At 70.1% G+C, this 19,609-nt stretch carries 21 protein-coding genes; 1 reads left to right on the top strand and 20 read right to left on the bottom strand.

Annotation, left to right across the window (positions count from 1 at the left end):
* Positions 1–37: 37 nt before the first annotated feature.
* Genes cobU through cbiE form a run of 15 tightly spaced genes read right to left on the bottom strand, consistent with a single transcriptional unit; the run spans position 38 to position 12,337 of the window.
* Positions 38–544, bottom strand: coding sequence for a bifunctional adenosylcobinamide kinase/adenosylcobinamide-phosphate guanylyltransferase (gene cobU / locus K3A84_RS18070; RefSeq protein ID WP_225010886.1), 507 nt, complete (start codon positions 542–544; stop codon positions 38–40).
* A complete protein-coding gene (locus K3A84_RS18075; RefSeq protein WP_225010887.1) occupies positions 537–2,000 on the bottom strand; it encodes a cobyric acid synthase in 1,464 nt (487 codons plus the stop codon). Before K3A84_RS18075 ends, cobU begins: the two co-directional genes overlap by 8 nt.
* The gene (gene cbiB / locus K3A84_RS18080; protein WP_225010888.1) at positions 2,000–2,941 is read right to left on the bottom strand and encodes an adenosylcobinamide-phosphate synthase CbiB; all 942 of its coding nucleotides are present in this window, start codon (positions 2,939–2,941) and stop codon (positions 2,000–2,002) included. The genes K3A84_RS18075 and cbiB overlap by 1 nt, the downstream gene beginning before the upstream one ends.
* Positions 2,934–3,917: a threonine-phosphate decarboxylase gene (locus tag K3A84_RS18085; RefSeq protein WP_225010889.1), complete on the bottom strand. Its 984-nt coding sequence runs from the start codon at positions 3,915–3,917 to the stop codon at positions 2,934–2,936. Before K3A84_RS18085 ends, cbiB begins: the two co-directional genes overlap by 8 nt.
* Positions 3,914–4,630 (bottom strand): adenosylcobinamide-GDP ribazoletransferase, encoded by a 717-nt coding sequence (gene cobS / locus K3A84_RS18090; RefSeq protein ID WP_225010890.1) that lies wholly within the window; start codon positions 4,628–4,630, stop codon positions 3,914–3,916. Before cobS ends, K3A84_RS18085 begins: the two co-directional genes overlap by 4 nt.
* Entirely contained in the window at positions 4,627–5,193 is a 567-nt protein-coding gene (locus tag K3A84_RS18095; protein ID WP_225010891.1) for a histidine phosphatase family protein, read from the bottom strand. The genes cobS and K3A84_RS18095 overlap by 4 nt, the downstream gene beginning before the upstream one ends.
* Positions 5,190–6,206, bottom strand: a complete 1,017-nt coding sequence (gene cobT / locus K3A84_RS18100; RefSeq protein ID WP_225010892.1) for a nicotinate-nucleotide--dimethylbenzimidazole phosphoribosyltransferase — start codon at positions 6,204–6,206, stop codon at positions 5,190–5,192. The genes K3A84_RS18095 and cobT overlap by 4 nt, the downstream gene beginning before the upstream one ends.
* On the bottom strand, positions 6,203–6,610 hold the full coding sequence (locus K3A84_RS18105) for a DUF1636 domain-containing protein (RefSeq protein ID WP_225010893.1): 408 nt from the start codon (positions 6,608–6,610) through the stop codon (positions 6,203–6,205). Before K3A84_RS18105 ends, cobT begins: the two co-directional genes overlap by 4 nt.
* A 25-nt stretch (positions 6,611–6,635) precedes the next feature.
* The gene (bluB, locus tag K3A84_RS18110) at positions 6,636–7,277 is read right to left on the bottom strand and encodes a 5,6-dimethylbenzimidazole synthase (protein ID WP_404823183.1); all 642 of its coding nucleotides are present in this window, start codon (positions 7,275–7,277) and stop codon (positions 6,636–6,638) included.
* Between the two features lie 2 nt (positions 7,278–7,279).
* A complete protein-coding gene (gene cobO, locus K3A84_RS18115) occupies positions 7,280–7,909 on the bottom strand; it encodes a cob(I)yrinic acid a,c-diamide adenosyltransferase (RefSeq protein ID WP_225010895.1) in 630 nt (209 codons plus the stop codon).
* Positions 7,896–8,663 carry a precorrin-6A synthase (deacetylating) gene (cobF, locus tag K3A84_RS18120; RefSeq protein ID WP_169495190.1) on the bottom strand — a complete coding sequence of 256 codons (768 nt, stop codon included), beginning with the start codon at positions 8,661–8,663 and terminating at the stop codon, positions 7,896–7,898. The genes cobO and cobF overlap by 14 nt, the downstream gene beginning before the upstream one ends.
* Complete coding sequence (locus K3A84_RS18125) at positions 8,660–9,988, bottom strand: cobyrinate a,c-diamide synthase (RefSeq protein WP_225010896.1); 1,329 nt, start codon at positions 9,986–9,988, stop codon at positions 8,660–8,662. The genes cobF and K3A84_RS18125 overlap by 4 nt, the downstream gene beginning before the upstream one ends.
* Positions 9,985–10,770, bottom strand: coding sequence for a precorrin-4 C(11)-methyltransferase (gene cobM / locus K3A84_RS18130; RefSeq protein ID WP_225010897.1), 786 nt, complete (start codon positions 10,768–10,770; stop codon positions 9,985–9,987). Before cobM ends, K3A84_RS18125 begins: the two co-directional genes overlap by 4 nt.
* Positions 10,767–11,132: a cobalamin biosynthesis protein gene (locus tag K3A84_RS18135; protein WP_225010955.1), complete on the bottom strand. Its 366-nt coding sequence runs from the start codon at positions 11,130–11,132 to the stop codon at positions 10,767–10,769. Before K3A84_RS18135 ends, cobM begins: the two co-directional genes overlap by 4 nt.
* Positions 11,129–12,337, bottom strand: a complete 1,209-nt coding sequence (gene cbiE, locus K3A84_RS18140; protein ID WP_225010898.1) for a precorrin-6y C5,15-methyltransferase (decarboxylating) subunit CbiE — start codon at positions 12,335–12,337, stop codon at positions 11,129–11,131. The genes K3A84_RS18135 and cbiE overlap by 4 nt, the downstream gene beginning before the upstream one ends.
* Here cbiE and K3A84_RS18145 point away from each other — a divergent pair.
* Positions 12,336–13,097, top strand: coding sequence for a cobalt-precorrin-6A reductase (locus tag K3A84_RS18145; RefSeq protein ID WP_225010899.1), 762 nt, complete (start codon positions 12,336–12,338; stop codon positions 13,095–13,097). The two genes, cbiE and K3A84_RS18145, sit on opposite strands and share 2 nt — an antisense overlap.
* Here the strand turns inward: K3A84_RS18145 and cobJ are convergent.
* Genes cobJ through cobN form a run of 5 tightly spaced genes read right to left on the bottom strand, consistent with a single transcriptional unit; the run spans position 13,061 to position 19,605 of the window.
* Positions 13,061–13,837: a precorrin-3B C(17)-methyltransferase gene (gene cobJ, locus K3A84_RS18150; protein ID WP_225010900.1), complete on the bottom strand. Its 777-nt coding sequence runs from the start codon at positions 13,835–13,837 to the stop codon at positions 13,061–13,063. The genes K3A84_RS18145 and cobJ overlap by 37 nt on opposite strands.
* A complete protein-coding gene (gene cobI, locus K3A84_RS18155) occupies positions 13,834–14,559 on the bottom strand; it encodes a precorrin-2 C(20)-methyltransferase (RefSeq protein WP_206069742.1) in 726 nt (241 codons plus the stop codon). The genes cobJ and cobI overlap by 4 nt, the downstream gene beginning before the upstream one ends.
* Positions 14,560–14,567: 8 nt before the next feature.
* Positions 14,568–15,197, bottom strand: a complete 630-nt coding sequence (locus K3A84_RS18160; RefSeq protein WP_225010901.1) for a precorrin-8X methylmutase — start codon at positions 15,195–15,197, stop codon at positions 14,568–14,570.
* Positions 15,197–16,327 (bottom strand): cobalamin biosynthesis protein CobG, encoded by a 1,131-nt coding sequence (locus tag K3A84_RS18165; RefSeq protein WP_225010902.1) that lies wholly within the window; start codon positions 16,325–16,327, stop codon positions 15,197–15,199. The genes K3A84_RS18160 and K3A84_RS18165 overlap by 1 nt, the downstream gene beginning before the upstream one ends.
* Positions 16,324–19,605: a cobaltochelatase subunit CobN gene (gene cobN, locus K3A84_RS18170; RefSeq protein ID WP_225010903.1), complete on the bottom strand. Its 3,282-nt coding sequence runs from the start codon at positions 19,603–19,605 to the stop codon at positions 16,324–16,326. Before cobN ends, K3A84_RS18165 begins: the two co-directional genes overlap by 4 nt.
* Positions 19,606–19,609 lie beyond the last annotated feature (4 nt).

Genomic DNA, 19,609 nt, shown 5'->3' on the forward strand with positions numbered 1-19,609 from the left:
TGCCTTGCTGTAACGCTGAGTTCCGGGGTCGGTTGCTCTACTTGAACCTCAGGTTCAGGCCCGCTGCGACGAACTGCACCTCGTCCGCACAGGCGGCGACCCTTTGGTTTACCTGGCCCGCTTCGTCACGAAACCGGCGTGCGAGCGCATTTTCGGGTACGATGCCCAGGCCGACTTCGTTGCTGACCAGAATGATGTGCCCCCGGGCATTGGCGATCGCGGCCGTCAGGTGGGCGGTGGCTGCGGGGATGTCGCGATCCGACAACAGCAGGTTCGAGACCCACAGGGTGAGGCAATCGACGAGCAGCGCCGTGCCGGGCGCGTCGTGGGCCTCGATCGTTTCGGGCAGTGCGATGGGGCTCTCGATTGTCGACCATGCGCCGCCGCGATCGTGCTGGTGGAGGCGGATGCGCTCGCGCATTTCATCATCCCAGGCTTCTGCCGTGGCAATGTAGGCGAGCGAAAGCCCGGTCGCTTCGGCGCGGGCCTGAGCATAGCGGCTCTTGCCCGAACGCGCGCCACCAAGAACGAACAGGCTAGGCAAGCGGGGCCTCCTGCGCGAGCTTGAGCAGCGTGTCGACGTCGAGGTGGGTTTCGAGATCGTTGGCGATGGCATCGAGCGCGGCATCGACGCTGGCGGTATGGTCCGTGCGGTCCGAGTGGACGCCGAGCATGGCAAGCAGTGCCGCGCGCAGCCCGGTGCTGGCCAGCGCGCCGTGGACATAACTGCCCATCACCCGACCATCCGCGCTGACCGCGCCGTCGGCGCGTGCGCCGTCGAGCAGCGCGAAGGGGCGTTGGCCATCTGGCCCGCTGGTCTCGCCCATGTGCATCTCGAAGCCGTCGAAGGCCTGTTCCAGCGCGGTGCCGTGGACGCGGCGCAGGGCCTTGTCGGGTGTCAGCACGGTCTCCACGTCGAGCAGTCCGAGGCCGTCGATCTCGCGCTGCGGTCCTTCTATGCCGTGCGGGTCGTGGATGCGGCGGCCCAGCATCTGGAAGCCGCCGCAAATGCCCAAGATGCGCCCGCCGCGGCGGTGATGGGCAAGGATGTCGATGTCCCAGCCCTGTTCGCGCAGGGCGGCCATGTCGGCGATGGTGGCCTTCGAGCCGGGCAGCACGATCAGCGCGCAATCGGCGGGGATCGGCTGGCCGGGCGGCACCATGACCAGACTGACGCCGCTTTCGGCCTTGAGCGGATCGAGATCGTCGAAGTTGGCGATACGCGGCAGGATCGGACAGGCGACCCTGATCGTACCCGCCCCGTCGCGGGCATGGCGTTCCAGCAGCACGGCGTCTTCGCTCGGCAGGCGCGCGCTGGCGGCCAGCCAGGGGACCACGCCATGGCCGCGCCAGCCCGACAGCGCCTCGATCTGGCGGTAGCCGTCTTCGAACAGCGCGGGATCGCCGCGGAACTTGTTGATGATGAAGCCGTGGATCATGGCGGCGTCGGCCGGGTCGATCACCGCGCGGGTGCCGACGATCGCCGCGATCACGCCGCCCCGGTCGATATCTCCCACCAGCACCACCGGCACGTTGGCGGCGCGGGCGAAGCCCATGTTGGCGATATCGCCCGCGCGCAGGTTGATCTCTGCGGGTGAGCCTGCGCCTTCGACCACGACAACATCGCATTGCGCGCGCAGCCGCTGCCAGCTTTCCAGCAAATCGGGCAGCAAGGTGCCGCGCGCGGCGCGGAAATTGCCCCCGCCCAGCGTGCCGCGCACCCGCCCGTGCACCACCAGTTGCGAGGTGTGGTCGGCCTGCGGCTTGAGCAGGACCGGGTTCATGTCGGTGTGCGGCTCCACCCGGCAGGCCATGGCCTGCAAGGCCTGCGCCCGGCCGATCTCTCCACCATCGACGGTGACGGCGGCATTGTTCGACATGTTCTGCGGCTTGAACGGGCACACCCGCAGGCCGCGATTGGCAAAGGCGCGGCACAGCCCCGCGACCAGCACCGACTTGCCAACGTCCGATCCCGTGCCTTGCAGCATCAGCGCACCCATCACCATCCTCCCAGGGTCAGAGCGGCGGCCATCGCGCTCAGTAGCAGGCACGACCGGACATGAACCGCCAGCGCGCGTCGCACGTCGGCGGCCGTGGCATCGGCGCGGCCCTCGCCGATCCACGCCTTGGCATGGATCAGCCCGTCGTACGAGACCGGTCCGGCCAGGCGCAGGTGCAGCACCCCGGCCATGGCGGCTTCGGTCCAGCCGGCATTGGGAGAGGCATGGCGGGCATGATCGCGCCACATCGTCGCCCAGCCGCCACGGCCCACCAGGCAGATCACCACCGCGCCGATCCGTGCGGGCAACAGGTTCAGCGCATCGTCGGTCCGCGCCGCGGCCCAGCCGAAGGCGCGCCAGCGTTCCTCGCGGTGGCCGATCAGGCTGTCGGCGGTATTGATCGCCTTGTAGATCCAGATGCCGGGCAGGCCGCCCACGATCAGCCAGAACAGCGGTGCGGCAATGCCATCGCAGAAGCTCTCGGCCAGGCTTTCGATCGCGGCACGGGCGAGCGCAGGGGCATCGAGGTCGCGCGTGTCGCGCCCGCAGATCATCGAGACCGCATGTCGGGCCGCCGCCATGTCGCCCACGTCGAGCGCGGCGGCGACGGGCCGGACATGGTCGTAGAGGCTGCGCTGCGCCAGCGCGGGCCAGGCCAGCATGGCCACCGCGATCCACGACCAGGGGCCAAGCGCATCGGTGCAGAGCGCTTGCAGCACCAACGCGATGCCGCCCGGCACTGCGATCAGGACGAGCACCGTCAGCACGCCCAGCAGGCGTCGGACCGGCTCGCCCAGCGCGGGGCGGTTCCAGCGCCGTTCGCATCCATCGATGATCCGCGCGAACGCGCCCACCGGATGGCCCAGCCTGCGATAGAGCGCTTCGGGCCAGCCCAGCGCGCCATCGAGCGCGAGCGCGAGAAGGGCGACGGGCTCAGCCATGATCGGGCAGGGCGGCGATGAAGCGGGCAAGGGCATCGCGGCTACCCGGAAGGCCCAGGCGCAACCAGCGCGGGTGCCCTTCGAACGGGCGAGTCAGGATGGCGTGGCGGGCAAGGTGCTCGAACAGCGCGCCACCATCGTCGCATTCGATCAGGCGGAACAGCGGGCAGGCACCTTTCACCGCGTAGCCACGCGCCACGAGGCCCGCGTCAAGTTCGGCCGCTTCGTCAACGAGGCGAACGCGCATCGCCTCGATCCAGGTGCGGTCGCGATAGGCGTCGGTGCCGATGGCGATGGCGGCGGCCGAAACCGGCCAGGCGCCCAGTCTGGCACGCAGCCGGGCAATCAATTCGCGCGGGGCCAGGACGAAGCCGAGGCGCAGGCCGGCCAGCCCGAAGAACTTGCCGAACGAGCGGAAGATGACGAGGCGGCGGCCGTCGTCCACCATGTCGGCCAGCGAGTGTCCGGGGTGGCCATCGGCGAAGGCTTCGTCGAGCATAAGCCAGCCGGATTCGCCCCGTCGAGCAAGGACATCCAGCAACGCGGCGCGGTTCAGCAGGAGGCCATCGGGGTTGTTCGGGTTGGCGAGGATCAGGGTCGATCCATCGGCCTGTTCCAGCGCGTCCATCCCGATGGGCGAACTGCCGGCCATCATCTCTGTATGGGTGCGATAGGTGGCGGTGAGGTGGTGCCCGGTGCCGTTCAGCAGCGCGCCGGCAAGGCGCAGGCCCACTTCGGTGCCGGGGACCGCGCAGACATGATCGGCATGGCAACCGAAGTGCGCCGCGGCCGCCTGTTCCATCGCCCGCAGGGCCTGCTCGTCGGGCAGGCCGCGCCAGTCGACGGGCGTGCTGTCGGCCTGAGGCCAGGGGTGGGGGTTTATTCCGGTGGACAGGTCCAGCCAGTCGTCCTGCCCGTAGTGCGCGCGTGCGGCCGAAAGGCCGCCGCCGTGCCAGGTCCAGCGAGTGGGCGTCATGACCACGCCTCCAGGCAGAGGGCCAGCAGCAGGGCGGTTTCCACCAGTTCGATCCCTGCGCCGTGGCCATCGCCCGATATCCCGCCGATGTGCCGTGCGATCCAGCGGCCCCACAGCGCGGTGGCGGGGATCGCTGTCAGCAGCACCGGAAAGAACCACGCCGTGGCCAGCAGCGCCAAGGCCCACAGGTCGAGGTCGATCGGCCGGATGGCACCGCGAAAGCGGGCGCCGAGCCCATCGTGCAGGGGGGCGATCCAGCGCGTCCAGAACAAGGGCGCGATGCGTGCGGCGAAGGGCACCAACGCCAGCGCGGCGATCTGGTGGCGGTCGATCAACGCGTGCAGCAGCACCAGCTTGGCCAGCATCTGCAGGACGATGGCGGTCACGCCGAAACTGCCGACATGGGGATCGGACAGCACCGCCAGCAGCCGCGCTCGATCCTTGTGCGCCGCGCCGCTGGCGTCCGCGATATCGCCCAGTCCATCAAGGTGAAGCGCGCCCGTCACCAGCAGCCATGCGGCCAGCGCCGTCAGCGCGCCGGTCCAGCTGTCGATGTGCGCACCGACCCAGCCTGCGCCCGCGACCAGGGCGCCCACGATCAGGCCCACGGCCGGGAACCACCGCATCGACGCGGCAAAGGCTTCGTCCGAGGCGGCGAACGATGGCGCGGGCAGACGGGTCAGAAACTGCACCGCGATGCACAGGCCCTTCATGGCCAAAGCCCCACGATCTGTGCGGTGCGCGGCGCGCCGGGCCAGATCCGCAGGCTGACCACGCAGGCATAGGGCAGGTCGAAGGCCCACAACTGCTGCTGGCCAAAGCCGAACAGGCAGGCCAGCGCAGCGCGGATCGCGCCGCCATGGGTAACGACCAGCGTATCGCGGTCGATGCCACCGAGCGCCGCGTCGATCCTCGCCGTCAGCGCGCTCCAGCGCTCGCCGCCGGGGGGGGGATTGGCGTCGGGATCGGCCCAGAACTGGGCGAGCGCCGCGCTGTCCACCTCGGCGCTGGCCAGCCCATCCCATGCGCCGAAATCCAGCTCGCGCCAGCGTGGGTCGGGCGTGACGGCCAGATTGCGCGGGGCCGCGATGGCCTCTGCCGCATGCGCGCAGCGGACGAGATCGGAGGAGACCACGGCGGCAAAGGGCAGGTCCGCGACCTGTTGCACGCAGGCGGCAAGGCCTTCCGGTGTGGTCGGCGCGTCGGTGTGGCCCAGCAGCCGTCCCGGCGCGTGCGGTGCGCCGTGGCGCATCAAATGGACGTGGAATGCGTTCACAGGCTGCCTGCCACCCCAGCTTCGGCAAAGGTCGCCATCTGCGCATGGGCGGCCAGCGCGGCGCGGATCACCGGCACGGCCAGCGCCGCGCCGCTGCCTTCGCCCAGCCGCAGGCCGAGATTCAGCAGCGGCGCAAGGCCAAGGCGGTTGAGCAGGCGCACATGGCCCGGCTCTGCCGAACAGTGGCCTGCGATGCAGTGGTCGGCGATGGCCGGGACCGCCGCGGCGAGTGGTGCAATGGCGGCGCAGGTGATGAAACCGTCGAGCACCACCGGAATGCGCAACTGACGTGCCTTCACCACGGCCCCCGCGATTGCCGCGATCTCGCGCCCGCCCAGTCGCCGCAGCGTTTCGAACGGCGTGTGCGGTGCGTCGGCATGGTGGCCAAGCGCGCGTTCGATCACCGCGATCTTGCGCGCGATGCCAGCGCTGTCGACGCCGGTGCCGGGGCCAGTCCATTCGGCCACGCTGCCGCCAAGGCTGCGCGCGCAGAGCGCAGCGGCGGCCGTGGTATTGCCGATGCCCATTTCGCCGACGATCAGGATCTGGAGATCGGGCGTTACCACCTCGGCCCCCGACGAGAGCGCGGCGAGGCATTCGTCCGCATCCATGGCGGTTGCGATCGTGAAATCGGCGGTCGGGCGATCAAGCTCCAGCGCAACGATCTTCAGGTCCAGCCCGGCGGCCCGGGCCAGCGCGTTGATCGCGGCACCCCCAGCGCTGAAATTGGCGACCATCGATGCCGTCACGCTGGCGGGAAAGGCGCTGACGCCGTGGATGGTGAAACCGTGGTTGCCCGCAAAGATCGCGGCGCGACCGCGTGTCAGCGTCGGGCAGGCGGTGCCCTGCCAGCCGGCCATGAACACAGCGATATCCTCCAGCCGCCCCAGCGAGCCGGGCGGCTTGGTCAGTTCGCCTTGCCGTGCGCGCGCGGCGGCGATGGCGGACGTATCGGCGGCAGGCAGCGCGCCAAGCGCCGCCTCGAACGCCGCGATGGAGGAAAAGTCGGTCATTCCGCCACGAACCCCGGTGGGGGCGTGCGGCAGATGAAGTGCCCCTTCACGCCCTGCGGCCACTGCTTGAACGGCACGCGACCATGTTCGCTCGCCGCGTGGTGGACCGCATAGTCGAGGATGGCCGTGGCGGCGTCCTCATCGGGCGTGAAGCGACCCAGGACATAGCCGACCTTGCCCGGCGCACGCACGTGGACCGAGCAGAACTCGGCGCAGGAGAACAGGCAGGGCATTTCCTGCACCGCGATCCCGGCATAGCGCGCGTCGCCCTGTTGCACCGCGCGCAGGGCGGCGACCAGCTGCGCGCCGCCGCGTTGGCCGTCGACGTCGGTCTGCGATTCCTTCGAATGGCGGCAGGTGTTGCAGGCCACGATGGCCGGGCCATCCTCGGCTGGGATCAGCATCGCATTGCGCTCCTTTGGGGAAAGTTCATCGTTCGAACACGCGGTCGGCCAGCGGCTCGCGCGATTGCCAGCCGCGCTGTTCGAGTTCGGGCATATCGGAAGGTTCTGCAGGATAGCCGATGCACAGCAGCGCGATCAGCGACCACTGGGGCGGCACATCGAGCATGGCCGTCACCGTCTGCGGATCGAGAATCGAAACCCAGCCAAGGCCGATGCCGCGAAGGCGCGCGGCCAGCCACAGCGTCTGGATCGCAGCGACGCAGGAATAGCGCAGCATTTCCGGCATCGACGCAATGCCGAGCCGGTGACCCGCCAGCGCCTGTTCATCGCAGAACACCGCTATCAGCTCGGGCGCTTCGCGGATGCCATGCAGCTTGAGTGCGGTGTAATCGTCGTACCGCGGCTGTCCGGCATAGGTCCGGGCGGCCAGCGCGTTCTGTTCGTCGACATGGGCGGCCAGCGCCTCGCGCAGGGCAGGGGTTCGCAGGCGCACGAAGCGCCAGGGCTGTGCATTGCCGACCGAGGGGGCCAGCGCCGCCTGCGTCAGCAGTTCGGCCATGTCCTGTTCGGCGACCGGCTGCGTCGCGAAGTGGCGCACATCGCGCCGCCAGCGCAACAGCGCGTCGAAGCGCTGCGCGAACTCGGCATCGAACAGGGGCGGCGGCAGGATCAAAACTCGATGCCTGCCTGCGCCTTCACGCCCGACCGGAACGGGTGCTTTACCATCGTCATCTCGGTGACGAGGTCGGCAGCTTCCATCAGCGCATCGGGCGCATTGCGGCCGGTGACGATCACGTGCTTCATCTCGGCCTTGGCGGTCAGCACCTCCAGCACTTCGTCGAGCGGCAGGTAATCGTAGCGGAGCACGATGTTCAGCTCGTCGGCCAGCACCATGTGGTAGGCCGGGTCCGCGATCATGCGCTTCACTTCGTCCCACGCGGCGCGGGCAGAGGCGATGTCGCGCGAACGGTCCTGCGTGTTCCAGGTGAAGCCTTCGCCCATCGGCCGGAACTCCACGTTGTCGGGAAAGGCGTCGAACACCGCCTTTTCGCCGGTGACCATCGCCCCTTTCACGAACTGGACGACGCCAACCTTCATGCCGTGGCCGATGGCGCGCACCACCATGCCCAGCGCGGCGCTGGTCTTGCCCTTGCCCTTGCCGGTGTGGACGATCAGCAGGCCCTTTTCGCGGGTCTTGTTGGCCATGATCGTTTCGCGCGCGGCCTGCTTCTTGCGCATCTTGTCGGCGTGGCGGGCGTCGCCGGCCGCGGCCTGCGGTGCGGCATCAACGGTTTCCATCGGCCTGTTCCTTTCGCATCAGATAGACGTCCATGATCCAGCCGTGCCGGGCGCGCAGCGCGGCCCGGCGCGTGGCGATACGCGGTGCGGCTTCGGCCAGCGATCCGTGCTCCAGCGCCTCGTGCGCCATGCCGAGGTAGGCCCCCCACCAGATCGAGATACCTTCGGGGTTCAGCACCTCGAAGGCGCACCCGCTGTCGAGCATGACCACGATCGTGTCCGCATCGGCGGGCCAGCCGTGGGCGCGAAGCGCGCGGCCGGTCGTCACGGTAACAGGGCCGGCCAGCGGGTTCAGCGGGATGGCATGGGCCGCCGTCAGGGCCTGGATGCTGGTGATGCCGGGCACGACCCGGACGGCCACGTCCATGCCGGCGCGCGTCAGCCGCCCGGCAATGCGCAGCGTGCTGTCGTAGAGCGAAGGATCGCCCCACACCAACAGCGCGACCCGGCCGCCCTGCGGCAGATGCAGCCCGATCTGGTCGCGCCAGACGGACGCGATGGCGTCGTGCCATGCGTTGACGGCTTGCGCGTAATCCCCTTCCGCATCGCGGACCGGCATATCGAACTCGGCGATCTGGACCGGACGCGCGAGGACCGCTGCGCAGATCGTGCGGCGCAAGTCGGCCAGATCGGACTTTGCGCTGCCTTTGCGCGGCAGCAGGATCAGGTCAGCCTCGTTCAGCACGCGGCTGGCCTGCGCGGTCAGGTGGTCGGGATTACCGGTGCCGATGCCGATCAGGTCGAGCCGGATCATGCGGCACCACCGGCACCGCATGGCGCGATCATGTGGAAGAAGGTTCCCGTGACATGGCCGCGCCGCGATCCGGTCTCCGCAACCGCATCGCCGTTGGCATCGGTCACGCGGGCCAGCGGTTCGTCGCGCTGCGCCACGATGGTGGAATAGTGGAACTCGTGCCCGCGCAGGGCACTGCCTGTAGGAATGCCCGCGATGGGGGCCAGCAGCGTGGCATGGCGATAGCCGAGGTGCATCCGGCGCTGGGCATGGCTGGTTTCCAGCCCCAGCAGGCCCGCCATACGATGTCGCGTGCCCGCCTTGTCGACCAGCGCCTCGCCCAGCACCATGTAGCCGCCGCATTCGCCATGGACGGGCCGCGTCTCGGCATGGCGGCGCAGGCCCGAGAGGAACGTGGAGGCCGCCGCGATCGCCCCGGCGTGCAGCTCGGGATAGCCGCCGGGCAACCACACCAGGTCCGCGTCGGTGGGCGGCGCCTGATCGGCCAGCGGGGAGAACGGCAGGATCTGCGCTCCGGCACGCCGCCAGCCTTCCAGAAGGTGCGGATAGAGGAACGAAAACGCGGCGTCCCGGGCGATGGCGATCCGCTGCGCAGGGGGGGCGGGCATCGGACCCGGCTCCGATGCGGCGGCGGGGGCCGCCCGGGCTGCATCGCGGATGGCGGCCAGATCTGCGTGTTTGCGCAGGAACGCGGCATATTCGGCCACCGCCCGCTCAAGGTCGGGATGCTCCATTGCCTGCACCAGGCCCAGATGGCGTTCGGGCAGGGCAAGGTCACCGCGCCGGGGCAGGGCCCCCAGCACCGGCATGCCGATCGCTTCCAGTCCCTTGCGCACAAGGCTTTCATGGCGCGGGCTGGCCACGCGGTTGAGGATGACCCCGGCAATCTGCAAGCGCGGATCGAAGTCGCGGAAGCCGAGCGCGGTGGCAGCGGCCGACTGCGCCTGCCCCGACGCATCGAGCACCAGCACCACCGGCCAGCCCATGCGCCGGGCAAGATCGGCGCTGGCGCCATTGCCGCTCGCGCCCGGCAGCGCCACCCCGTCGAACAGGCCCATCGACCCTTCAGCCAGGATCATGTCCGCGCCCGTCGCCTGCGTGGCGATGGCGGCGATCAGCGCCGGTCCCATCGCCCAGCTATCGAGGTTGAACGACGCGCGGCCGCAGGCGGCGCGGTGGAACGCGGGATCGATGTAGTCCGGCCCGCTCTTGAACGGCTGCACGGCAAGGCCATCCTCCACCAGCGCGCGCAACAGGCCGAGCATGACCGTGGTCTTGCCCGTGCCCGAAGCGGGCGCCGCAACCAGCAGGCCGGGAACGTTCATTCGGTCACGCCCATGAACCGCGAGGCTGCATCCTGCGGGCGGAACCGCCGGTCATAGCCGCGCGCGTATAGGCTGCTTTCGCCAAAGCCTTCGGCGGCCAGAACGCGGCCGACGAGGATCAGCGCCGTGCGTTCCATGCTGCCGGCGACGGCCTTTTCCACCGTGCCAAGCGTGGCGCGCACCACGCGTTCGTCGGGCCAGCTTGCGCGCCATACCACCGCAACCGGACAGTCCGCGCCATAGGCAGGGGTCAGATCGGCAACCACGGTGGCGAGGTTGTGGATCGAGAGGTGGATCGCCAGCGTCGCGCCGGTAACGGCGAAGTTGGCGAGGCTCTCTTGCGCGGGCATCGTGCTGGCGCGGCCGGGGGTGCGCGTCAGCACCAGCGACTGGCCCAGTTCGGGCAGCGTCAGTTCCGCTTCCAGCGTCGCGGCGGCGGCGGCGAAGGCCGGGACGCCGGGGGTGACGGTGAAAGGAATGTCGATAGCCCGCAGGCGGCGCAACTGTTCGCCCATCGCCGACCACACCGACAGATCACCCGAATGCAGCCGTGCCACGTCGTGCCCGGCGGCATGGGCGTCGGCGATCTCCGCGATGATCTCGTCCAGCGCCATCGGCGCGGTGTTCACGATCCGCGCGCCTGGCGGACAATGCGCCAGCACTGCGGTCGGAACCAGCGATCCTGCATAGAGACACACCGGGCTTGCCGCGATCAGGTCGCGGCCGCGCAGGGTGAGAAGGTCGGACGCGCCGGGGCCGGCGCCGATGAAGTGGACGGTCATGCGGAAAGTCCTTGGGCTATGGCGCATACGGCCATGCGGTCTGGGGAAATCTGGCGGGAGCACAGCAGTCGGGCGCGCGCGCCTGCGGCGGCGAGCGCGGCGGCTTCGGCCACGCTGCCGGTTCTGCGCGCCTTGCGGCTGGCGGAGGACCGGGTAGCCGTGGGGATGGCGCACAGCCGTTCCGCCTCCACCGCCAGCAGCGGCAGGCGCAAGGCTTCGGCCAGTGGCCGCAAGGCGGGGGCCTTGTCGCCGGCGGTGGCGAGGTGGGTCACATCGGGCAGGCCGGACTGGGCGAGCGCCAGCGCCGCGCGCAGCGATTCAATCGTCGCGCCCGAACGGAAGCCAAAGCCGGCCACGATCACAGCGTGACGCTCCACTGCACCACCGGATAGCGCGCCTTCCAGCCATGGCGGCGACCGATCGGCGCGGCGTCGGCCAGTTCCACCCGCAGCAGGCTGCCGCCCTTTGCGCCGTGCCAGTGGGCCAGCACCGCTTCGGATTCCAGCGTCACGGCATTGGCGACCAGCCGGGTTCCACCGGGCAGGCGCGCCCATAGCGCGTCGAGCAGCGCTGGCGACAGACCGCCGCCGATGAACACCGCATCGGGCGCGGGACCATCGGGAAGGCGCTCGGGCGCGCGCGCTTCGATCACGCGCAGCCGGTCCACGCCCAGCGCTGCCGCATTGGCGCGGGCGCGGGCGGCGCGCTCGGGATCGGCCTCCATCGCGATGGCCGCGTTGGCAGGATGCGACAGCAGCCATTCGATCCCGATCGAGCCGGATCCCGCGCCGATGTCCCACAGCGTTTCACCCGCGCGCGGAGCCAGCGCCGACAGCGTCAGCGTGCGGATCGGGCGCTTGGTGATCTGGCCATCGGAGGCGAACAGTTCGTCGGGCAGGCCCGAAGTCACGGGCAAGACTTGTCCTTCGCCCGCGGTCGCGATCCCCACGGCCACGGGATGCGCCACATCACGCAATGGCGGCGCATCGGCGCGGACGTGGCGCACCCGCGCGCGCGGTCCGCCCAGCGCTTCCATCACGTGCAGCGTCGAAGCGCCGAAGCCAAGGTCGGCGAGGTAGACGGCCAGATCGGCCACCGCCGCGCCATCGCGCAGAAGGGCGATGATCTGGCGGCCAGGAGCAAGGTGTGGGCGCAGCCGCTGCAGCGGCGCGGCGTGCAGGCCCAGGCACATGCTGTCCTGCAAGGCCCAGCCCAGCTCGGCGGCGGCCAGCGCAAAGGTCGATGGCGCGGCGTGTGCCTTCCATTCGTGGCGCTCGAGATGCTTCACGACGCTGCTTCCCCCGCCGAACCAGAACGGGTCGCCCGAAACCAGCATGACCACGCGACGTCCGCGATGGGCCAGCAGGCGGGCGATTCCATCGGCGAAAGGCGCTGGCCATTCGATGGTCGGACACGTAAGCGCGGGCAGCAGCGACAGGTGGCGCGGAGGCCCCATCACCAGTTCGGCGTCGGCCAGCGCCGCGCGGCTGGCGGCGGACAGGCCATCAAGGCCGTCTTCGCCGATGCCAACGATCGTCAACCAGCCAGCAGGAACCGGATCAGCCATGCCAAACGTCCTTGTTCTGGGTGGCACCACCGAAGCCAGCGCGCTCGCCCGCATTCTGGCCGCGCAGGGCATCGCCGCTACGCTCAGCTATGCTGGCCGCACCGAAAACCCGCGCGCGCAACCGGTGCCGGTGCGTGTCGGCGGGTTCGGCGGCGTGGACGGGCTTGCCGATCACTTGCGCCAAACGGGCGTGACCCATCTGGTCGACGCGACCCACCCGTTCGCCGCGACGATGAGCGTCAACGCCCTCGCGGCGGCCCGGCGCGCCAACGTGGCGCACATCGCGCTGACGCGCCCGGCGTGGCAGCCGGTGGAGGGGGATTGCTGGCGCAACGTGGCCGACATCGACGCCGCCGTGGCCGCGCTTTCGGGCCCCGGCAGGCGCGTCCTGCTGGCGCTGGGGCGGATGCATGTCGCTGCCTTCGCCGCCCAGCCACAGCACCACTACCTGCTGCGCTTCGTGGATGCGCCGGAACAGACGCCGCCGCTGCCGCATCATGCGCTGGTGGTCGATCGTGGTCCGTTCACCGTCGCGGGCGATCGTGCCTTGCTGCAGCATCACGCCATCGACCTTGTCGTCAGCAAGAACGCGGGCGGCGCGGGCGCCGAAGCGAAACTCGTCGCCGCGCGCGAGCTGGGGTTGCCGGTGCTGATGATCGACCGCCCCCCCGTTCCCCAGCGGCACGAGGTCCATCGCCCGGAAGATGTGCTGGCGTGGCTGGGTCACGCCGCAGCCTCGGGCACGGAGCGGGGCGTATAGAGCACCGACCCACCGGGGCGCGCGATTGTCCGTGTGCGGCTGGACCCGACGATAACCATCGTGCGCATGTCGGCCATGGCGGGTTCGGCCTTGTCGAGCGGCACGATGCGCAGCTCCTCGTCGGGCGTGGACACCGCGCGCGCGAACAGCACCGGGCGATCGTCAGCGCAGGCCTCCTGCAACACGGCCAGCGCGCGTGCGAAGCCTTCGGGCCGCGATTTCGAGCGCGGGTTGTAGAACGCCATGGCGAAGTCGGCCTCGGCGGCCAGCCGCAGGCGCTTTTCGATCAGTGCCCACGGCTTCAGGTTGTCCGACAGGTTGATCGCGCAGAAATCGTGCCCCAGCGGCGCGCCGGCGCGGGCGCTGGCGGCCAGCATGGCGGTGATCCCCGGCAACACGCGGATGTCCACGTTCAGCCATTCGGGCGCGCCGGCTTCCAGCGCTTCGAACACGGCGGCAGCCATGGCGAAGACGCCGGGATCGCCTGACGATACCACCACAACCTTGCGGCCCTGCGCGGCAAGGTTCAGGGCCAAAGCCGCGCGGTCCAGCTCCACGCGGTTGTCCGATGGGTGGCGCACCAGCCCTTCGCGCGCGGCCACGCGTGCCACGTAGGGGACATAGCCGATCACGTCGGTCGCCTCTGCCAGCGCCGCGGTGACTTCGGGCGTGATCAGCCCTTCGTCACCCGGTCCCAGCCCGGCGACGGCCAGCCAGCCGGTATCTGCGCCGTCGCTCATGGACGACGCCCCTGTCCGTGGATCAGCAGGATCGAAAAGTAGGGCGTGACGTCGGTGGCCTGCGCCAGCGGCGTGACGCGCTGGGTCGGCATGGCGGCATATTCGACCAGCCATGCGGCCTGTTCGCGTCCTGCCGCCGCCACTGCCCGGCGCAGCTTGGGCAGGTTGCGGCCGATCTTCATCACCACCAGCGCATCGGTATCGCGGATGCGGCGGACGAGTTCCGCTTCGGGCAGGGTCGCCATCGCCACCGTCAGCACGTCGTCGCCCCAGGTGATCGGCATTCCGGTGGCGTTCCACGCGCCTGCCATGCCCGTGATGCCGGGCACGACCTCGACCGGCGCGATGTCTGCCAGTCGCGAATGCAGGTGCATGAACGAGCCGTAGAAGAACGGGTCGCCCTCACACAGCACCACGATGTCCTCGCCCGCGCTCGCCAGCTGCGCCAGCCGCTCGGTGCATTCGGCATAGAACGCCGAAAGGCATTCGTTGTAGCGCGGATCGGACACGGGAATTTCGGTCGTTACCGGGTATTCCATCGCGATCTCGACGGCGTCGTCGCGCAACAGCCCTTCGGCGATGCGGCGCGCCTGGCCGGGGCGTCCGGCCTTGCGGAAATAGGCGATATGGCGGGTTCCCCGCACCAGTCGGTCGGCGCGCACACTCAACAGGTCGGGCGCACCGGGGCCGAGGCCGACGCCGTGGATGGTTCCCATCTGCATGGAGGCGCTCATTCCGCGTGGCTCGCCAGCGCGTTGATGGCGGCCACGGTGATCGCGCTTCCGCCGAGACGGCCCTCCACGATGCAGCACGGAACGGGCTGCGCTTCCCACAATGCGGCCTTGGATTCCACCGCGCCGACAAAGCCGACCGGACAGCCGATGATCGCGGCGGGGCGCGGGCAATCGGGGTCTTCCATCATGTTCAGCAGGTGGAACAGCGCCGTTGGCGCATTGCCGATGGCGACCACGGCCCCGGCCAGATGCGGACGCCACAGTTCCAGCGCGGCGGCGGACCGGGTGTTGGCCATGGCTTGTGCCAGCGGGGGCACCTGCGGATCATGCAGCGTGCACAGCACCGCGTTGTCGGCCGGCAGGCGCGGCCGGGTGATCCCTTCGGACACCATGCGCGCATCGCACAGGATCGGCGCGCCTGCGGCCAGCGCGGCGCGCGCCGCGTCGGCAAAGCCGGGCGAAAAGCGGATGTCCCGCGCCAGATCCACCATGCCTGCGGCGTGGATCATCCGCACCGCGACCGGCTCCTCCGAAGCGGAAAAGCGGGTCAGGTCTGCTTCTGCGCGGATGGTGGCGAACGATTGGCGATAGATCGCCGCGCCACAGGTTTCATAGGCATGGGGCATCAGGCGACTCCAAAATGCGCAAGAACCGTGCAGGGTTCGAGATCGGTTCGTTCGGCGGCGGAACCGGCGCGGGCTTCGCGCGCCAGATCGAACCGGCCATCGCGGCCGGTGAGCATGAAGGCGGTCGCGTGCGTGCAGGCACAGCCCTTGGCGCAGCCCGAAACGTGCAGCGAACCGGCGACGGCAGGCGCCAGCCGCCGCGCGAGATCGCGCGTGGCAACGCTGGCCTGCGCGCAGAACGGCGCGCCGGGGCAGGCATGCGCGCGCAGCACCGGATCGGCCGGATCGTCGATCAGGCCGGGGATGCCGCCTTGTCGCGCACCTTCGATCACCAGCATGCGCCAGGGCGTCACGCGCAGGCCGGTGGCGGCCGGATCGGCCAGCGCTTGCGCCAGCACCGCCGCTTCCACCTGACCGAACGGTGCGCCCAGCGCCATGCCCAGTCGGACCGGGCCGGGCGTGATCGGAGCCTGGGGAGGCGCCGGCGGGATCGCGCCCGTGGCCCAATCGGGCAAGGGGGCGGCGTGTCTTTCCATGCGCCCGGACCGTGCTCCGCCGCTCGTGTCGAACCAGTGCGCCAGCGCGACAAGCATCGCGGCCTCGTCGCCAGCGGAAACGGCCACGCCGGTCTCGTGCCCTGCCGCGCGCAGGATCAGCCCGCCGCCCGCGCCCCGCTCGATGCGGAAGTCGCCTGCCTCGTCCAGCATCGCAGGGGCGGTCCCGGCGTCGATCACGAAGCCGACCTTTCCGGGCAATTCGGGCAATCGGTCGAGTTTCGCGGCAAGATCGCAGGCGATGCGGTGGCTGTCGTCGCCGTCGGTCCAGTCGGGCGCCATCAGGACGTTGCGCCGCCGTTCCATCTGCGCATCGGCATCGACCAGTTCCAACGCCATCAGCTCGGCCACCAGCGCGCGCCAGCCGGCTTGGTCGACTCCGCGAATCTGGAGATTGGCCCGGCGCGACACGTCGATGATGCCGTTGCCGAACCTGTCTGCCAGCGCGCACAGCGCCAACGCCTGATCGCGCGCCAGTCGCGCCAGTCGGGGCTTGATGCGCACCAGCAGGCCGTCACCCGTTGCCATCGGGCGCCAGGCATCGGGGCACCAGCCCTTGACCACGAAGCCGCTCATGCGCCGTCCTCCGCTCCGGCGGACAACGGCAGGCTGGCCAGAATGGAATTGCGCCGCGTGGACCACAGCCCGGCGGCGTGAAGCGCGGCGAAGCGCGCTTCCATCGCCGCCAGCGCCGCGGGGTTCTCGCGCTTGAGGAAGGCGCACACGTCGTCCTGCCCCAGCGTGGCGTCGTGGTAGAGGTCGAACAGGTGCGGGGGCACGCTGCCCGAAAGATGGGCGAAGGCGGCCAGGTGATCGAGCGTGGCCGCCAGTTCGGCGCCCCCCCGAAAGCCGTGGCGCATCATCCCCGCGATCCAGCCGGGATGGGCGGCGCGCGCGCGCATCACGCGGGCGATTTCCTCGGTCAGGGCGCGGGCGACGGGTCGCGCGGGATCGCGGGTGTCCAGGTGATAGAGTGCCGCGCCGCCGCCGGTCACGGCCTGCGCGGCGGCAAACCCCGCTTCGTGCGCGGCGTAGTCCGCTGCCAGAAGCAGGTCCGTTTCCGCCAGATCCTGGACATGGACGAACGCGTCGGCCCGCGCCACGCGCTGGCGCAGGCCTTCGCCGTCGCGGCGTGGGTCCGGAGCGTCGAGCGCATGGTCCGAGGCGGCCAGCCATGCCTCGCCCGCCGCCTGGCGCGCTGCTTCGGTATAGACTTCCGCCGCCGCGCCCATGCCCAGCCCATAGCGACCCGGCTGCGGGCCATAGACGCGGGGCATCGCCTGCGTGTTGGCGAGCGGGTTCCATTCAGGATCCTCGTCGCGTTCGCACAGCGCGCGTACGGCCTGCCCGAACAGCACCGGCAATGTGGGGAAGGCGTCACGAAACAGGCCGGACACCCGCAATGTCACGTCGATGCGCGGCCGGTCGAGCATGGCGAGGGGGAGTATCTCGATCCCGGTCACGCGCTCCGATGCGGGATCCCACATCGGTTTCGCGCCCAGCAGGTGCAGCGCCATGGCGAATTCCTCGCCGGCGGTCCGCATCGTGGCCGAACCCCACAGGTCCACCACTAGGCCGCGAGGATAGTCGCCGTGGTCCTGCAAGTGCCGGCGCACCAGTTCCTCGGCCAGTACCACGCCCTGCGCATGGGCAGAGCGCGACGGCACCGCGCGCGGATCGATGGCGTAGAGGTTGCGACCCGTCGGCAGCACGTCGGTCCGCCCGCGATGAGGCGAGCCGGCAGGCCCGGCGGGAACGCGGCGCCCCGCCAGCGCGGCCAGAAGGCCCGCCCGCTCCGCCGCGCCCTGTTCGCCCCGTCCGAACACGTGGAGGCCATCGCCGAACTGGCTTTCCTTCACGTCGCACACGAACCGGTCGATGCGGGTAATCGCTTCCACCAGCGAGGTGGCCGTGTCGAGGCCGAGTTCCGCCTCCAGCCCCAGCGCCCGTGCCTCGTCGCGGATCGTGCCTTGCAGCCGGTCGCGCCGGGCAGGGTCCAGGCCGCCGGCATTGGAGAACTCGTCGAGCAGCGTCTCGATCCGCGCCAGCCCCGCGCCGTGCGCGGTGGGGGTCAGCGGTGGTGGAGCGTGGCCCAGCGTGACAGCGCCGATGCGTCGCTTGGCTTGCGCGGCTTCGCCCGGATCGTTGACGATGAAGGGGTAGATCACCGGCAGTCCTGCCGTCAGCGCTTCGGGCCAGCAGCCGTCCGACAGCGCCACGGCCTTGCCCGGCAGCCATTCCAGCGTGCCATGCGCGCCGACGTGAACCATCGCGTCGATGCCTTGCGCCCGCAGCCACAGGTAGAACGCGACATAGCCGTGACGCGGGCAGAGGCCGACGTCGTGATAGGTGCCGTCGCGGTCGGCCACGGCCCCGCGTTCGGGTTGCAGCGCCACCAGCGCGTTGCCGACAGTCACGGCCGAAAAGAGGAACGCGCCTTCGACGACCACGGGATCGTCTTCCGGTTCGCCCCAGCTTTCCCGCAGTGCGGTGCGCAAGGCTTCGGGCAGCATGGCCAGCGCATCGCGGTAGGCGGCGAGCGGCCAGTGCAGGCTTTCGTTCGCCAGCGCGGCGACGAGATCGGGCACGGCACCGGTGATGAAGCCTGCTTCCGCCATGTCGCTCAGGATCGCTTCGGCAGAGGCGAGCGCATCCAGCCCCACGGCGTGCGCCATCTGATGGGGCTTGCCCGGGTAGGTCGATAGCACAAGCGCCGCGCGCCGTTCTGCCGCAGGCTTGCCTGCCAGGGCGATCCATCCCGCCACGCGCCCCACGATCCCCGCGATCCGCTCGCCATCGGCGCTGTGGCGGTTCTGGGCAAAGCCCAGTGCCGGATCGTGCAGGGTCGCTTCCTTGAAGCTGGCGACGCCAGCAAACACGCGCCCGTCTATTTCCGGCAACACCACGTGCATCGCAAGGTCCGCAGGTGAAAGCCCGCGAGAAGCGGCGGTCCACCCCGCGCGTGATCCGGTCGCAAGCGCCACCTGGAAAACCGGGGCGCCCGCAGCGTCGAGTGGGCTGTGGCCCTGTTCATCGCGCGCCGAAAAGGCGGTGGCGTTGACGATCGCGGCAGGGGCCAGCGCGCGTACCCAGCCATCGACCTGCGCGCGCGCCTGCGGCTCCTTGAGCGAAGGCACGAACAGCGACAGCGTGGAAAGGCCGGCCTTTTCGAAGCCCCTGTGCAGCGCCACGAACGGATCGAGATCGTGTGCGGCGAGATACGACCGGTAGAACACGATCAGCACCAGCGGGCGCGCGGCATCAAGCGTCGTCGCCAGCGGGTCGCACAGGCCCCGATCGGGATGCCAGCCACCCGCCACGGGAAAGGCGGCGCAGCTGTCCATCGTCGACACGGCGAGCCCCGCAGCATCGGCCAGCAAGGACAGCGTGGCCTGTGCGGCCTCTGCGCCGCCCATTTCACACAACCGGTCCAGTTCGCGCAGGGTTGCGACGGGAACCGTCGATGCCGCATCCAGCCGTCGATCGGGTCGTCCGTCGCCCGGCAGCACCGCCAGCGCGATCCCGCGCGAGCGCGCCAGCGCTTCGACCTGCTGCAGGCCGTAGCTCCAGTAAGGGGTGCCGCCGATCAGCCTGATCAGGATGCCCTTGGTGCCGCTCAGCGTGCGCTCGACATACGTGTCGACCGACAAGGGGTGCGTCAGCGCGCCCAGGTTGGCGAGGCGCAGCGTCGGGAATGCCGGGTCCGCCAACCGCGCCCGATGCCAGCCGCCCGCGAACGCGCCAAGGTCGCTGTCGGAGAACGACAGCACCACCAGATCCGCAGGCTCCTGCCCCAGATCCTGCGGGATGGAGGTTTCCTCCATCCCGTGCGTTTCGCGGAAGATGATGTGCATCGCG

It is taken from the genome of Novosphingobium percolationis, assembly GCF_020179425.1.
GTDB classification, from domain to species: domain Bacteria; phylum Pseudomonadota; class Alphaproteobacteria; order Sphingomonadales; family Sphingomonadaceae; genus Novosphingobium; species Novosphingobium percolationis.

What these genes read in the sequence shown, in the direction of transcription:
- K3A84_RS18075 (WP_225010887.1), bottom strand. Translation starts at nt 2,000, where the DNA reads ATGGGTGCGCTGATGCTGCAAGGCACGGGATCGGACGTTGGCAAGTCG.
- cbiB (WP_225010888.1), bottom strand. Translation starts at nt 2,941, where the DNA reads ATGGCTGAGCCCGTCGCCCTTCTCGCGCTCGCGCTCGATGGCGCGCTG.
- K3A84_RS18085 (WP_225010889.1), bottom strand. Translation starts at nt 3,917, where the DNA reads ATGACGCCCACTCGCTGGACCTGGCACGGCGGCGGCCTTTCGGCCGCA.
- cobS (WP_225010890.1), bottom strand. Translation starts at nt 4,630, where the DNA reads ATGAAGGGCCTGTGCATCGCGGTGCAGTTTCTGACCCGTCTGCCCGCG.
- cobT (WP_225010892.1), bottom strand. Translation starts at nt 6,206, where the DNA reads ATGACCGACTTTTCCTCCATCGCGGCGTTCGAGGCGGCGCTTGGCGCG.
- K3A84_RS18105 (WP_225010893.1), bottom strand. Translation starts at nt 6,610, where the DNA reads ATGCTGATCCCAGCCGAGGATGGCCCGGCCATCGTGGCCTGCAACACC.
- cobO (WP_225010895.1), bottom strand. Translation starts at nt 7,909, where the DNA reads ATGGAAACCGTTGATGCCGCACCGCAGGCCGCGGCCGGCGACGCCCGC.
- cobF (WP_169495190.1), bottom strand. Translation starts at nt 8,663, where the DNA reads ATGATCCGGCTCGACCTGATCGGCATCGGCACCGGTAATCCCGACCAC.
- K3A84_RS18125 (WP_225010896.1), bottom strand. Translation starts at nt 9,988, where the DNA reads ATGAACGTTCCCGGCCTGCTGGTTGCGGCGCCCGCTTCGGGCACGGGC.
- cobM (WP_225010897.1), bottom strand. Translation starts at nt 10,770, where the DNA reads ATGACCGTCCACTTCATCGGCGCCGGCCCCGGCGCGTCCGACCTTCTC.
- K3A84_RS18145 (WP_225010899.1), top strand. Translation starts at nt 12,336, where the DNA reads ATGCCAAACGTCCTTGTTCTGGGTGGCACCACCGAAGCCAGCGCGCTC.
- cbiE (WP_225010898.1), bottom strand. Translation starts at nt 12,337, where the DNA reads ATGGCTGATCCGGTTCCTGCTGGCTGGTTGACGATCGTTGGCATCGGC.
- cobJ (WP_225010900.1), bottom strand. Translation starts at nt 13,837, where the DNA reads ATGAGCGACGGCGCAGATACCGGCTGGCTGGCCGTCGCCGGGCTGGGA.
- cobI (WP_206069742.1), bottom strand. Translation starts at nt 14,559, where the DNA reads ATGCAGATGGGAACCATCCACGGCGTCGGCCTCGGCCCCGGTGCGCCC.
- K3A84_RS18160 (WP_225010901.1), bottom strand. Translation starts at nt 15,197, where the DNA reads ATGCCCCATGCCTATGAAACCTGTGGCGCGGCGATCTATCGCCAATCG.
- K3A84_RS18165 (WP_225010902.1), bottom strand. Translation starts at nt 16,327, where the DNA reads ATGAGCGGCTTCGTGGTCAAGGGCTGGTGCCCCGATGCCTGGCGCCCG.
- cobN (WP_225010903.1), bottom strand. Translation starts at nt 19,605, where the DNA reads ATGCACATCATCTTCCGCGAAACGCACGGGATGGAGGAAACCTCCATC.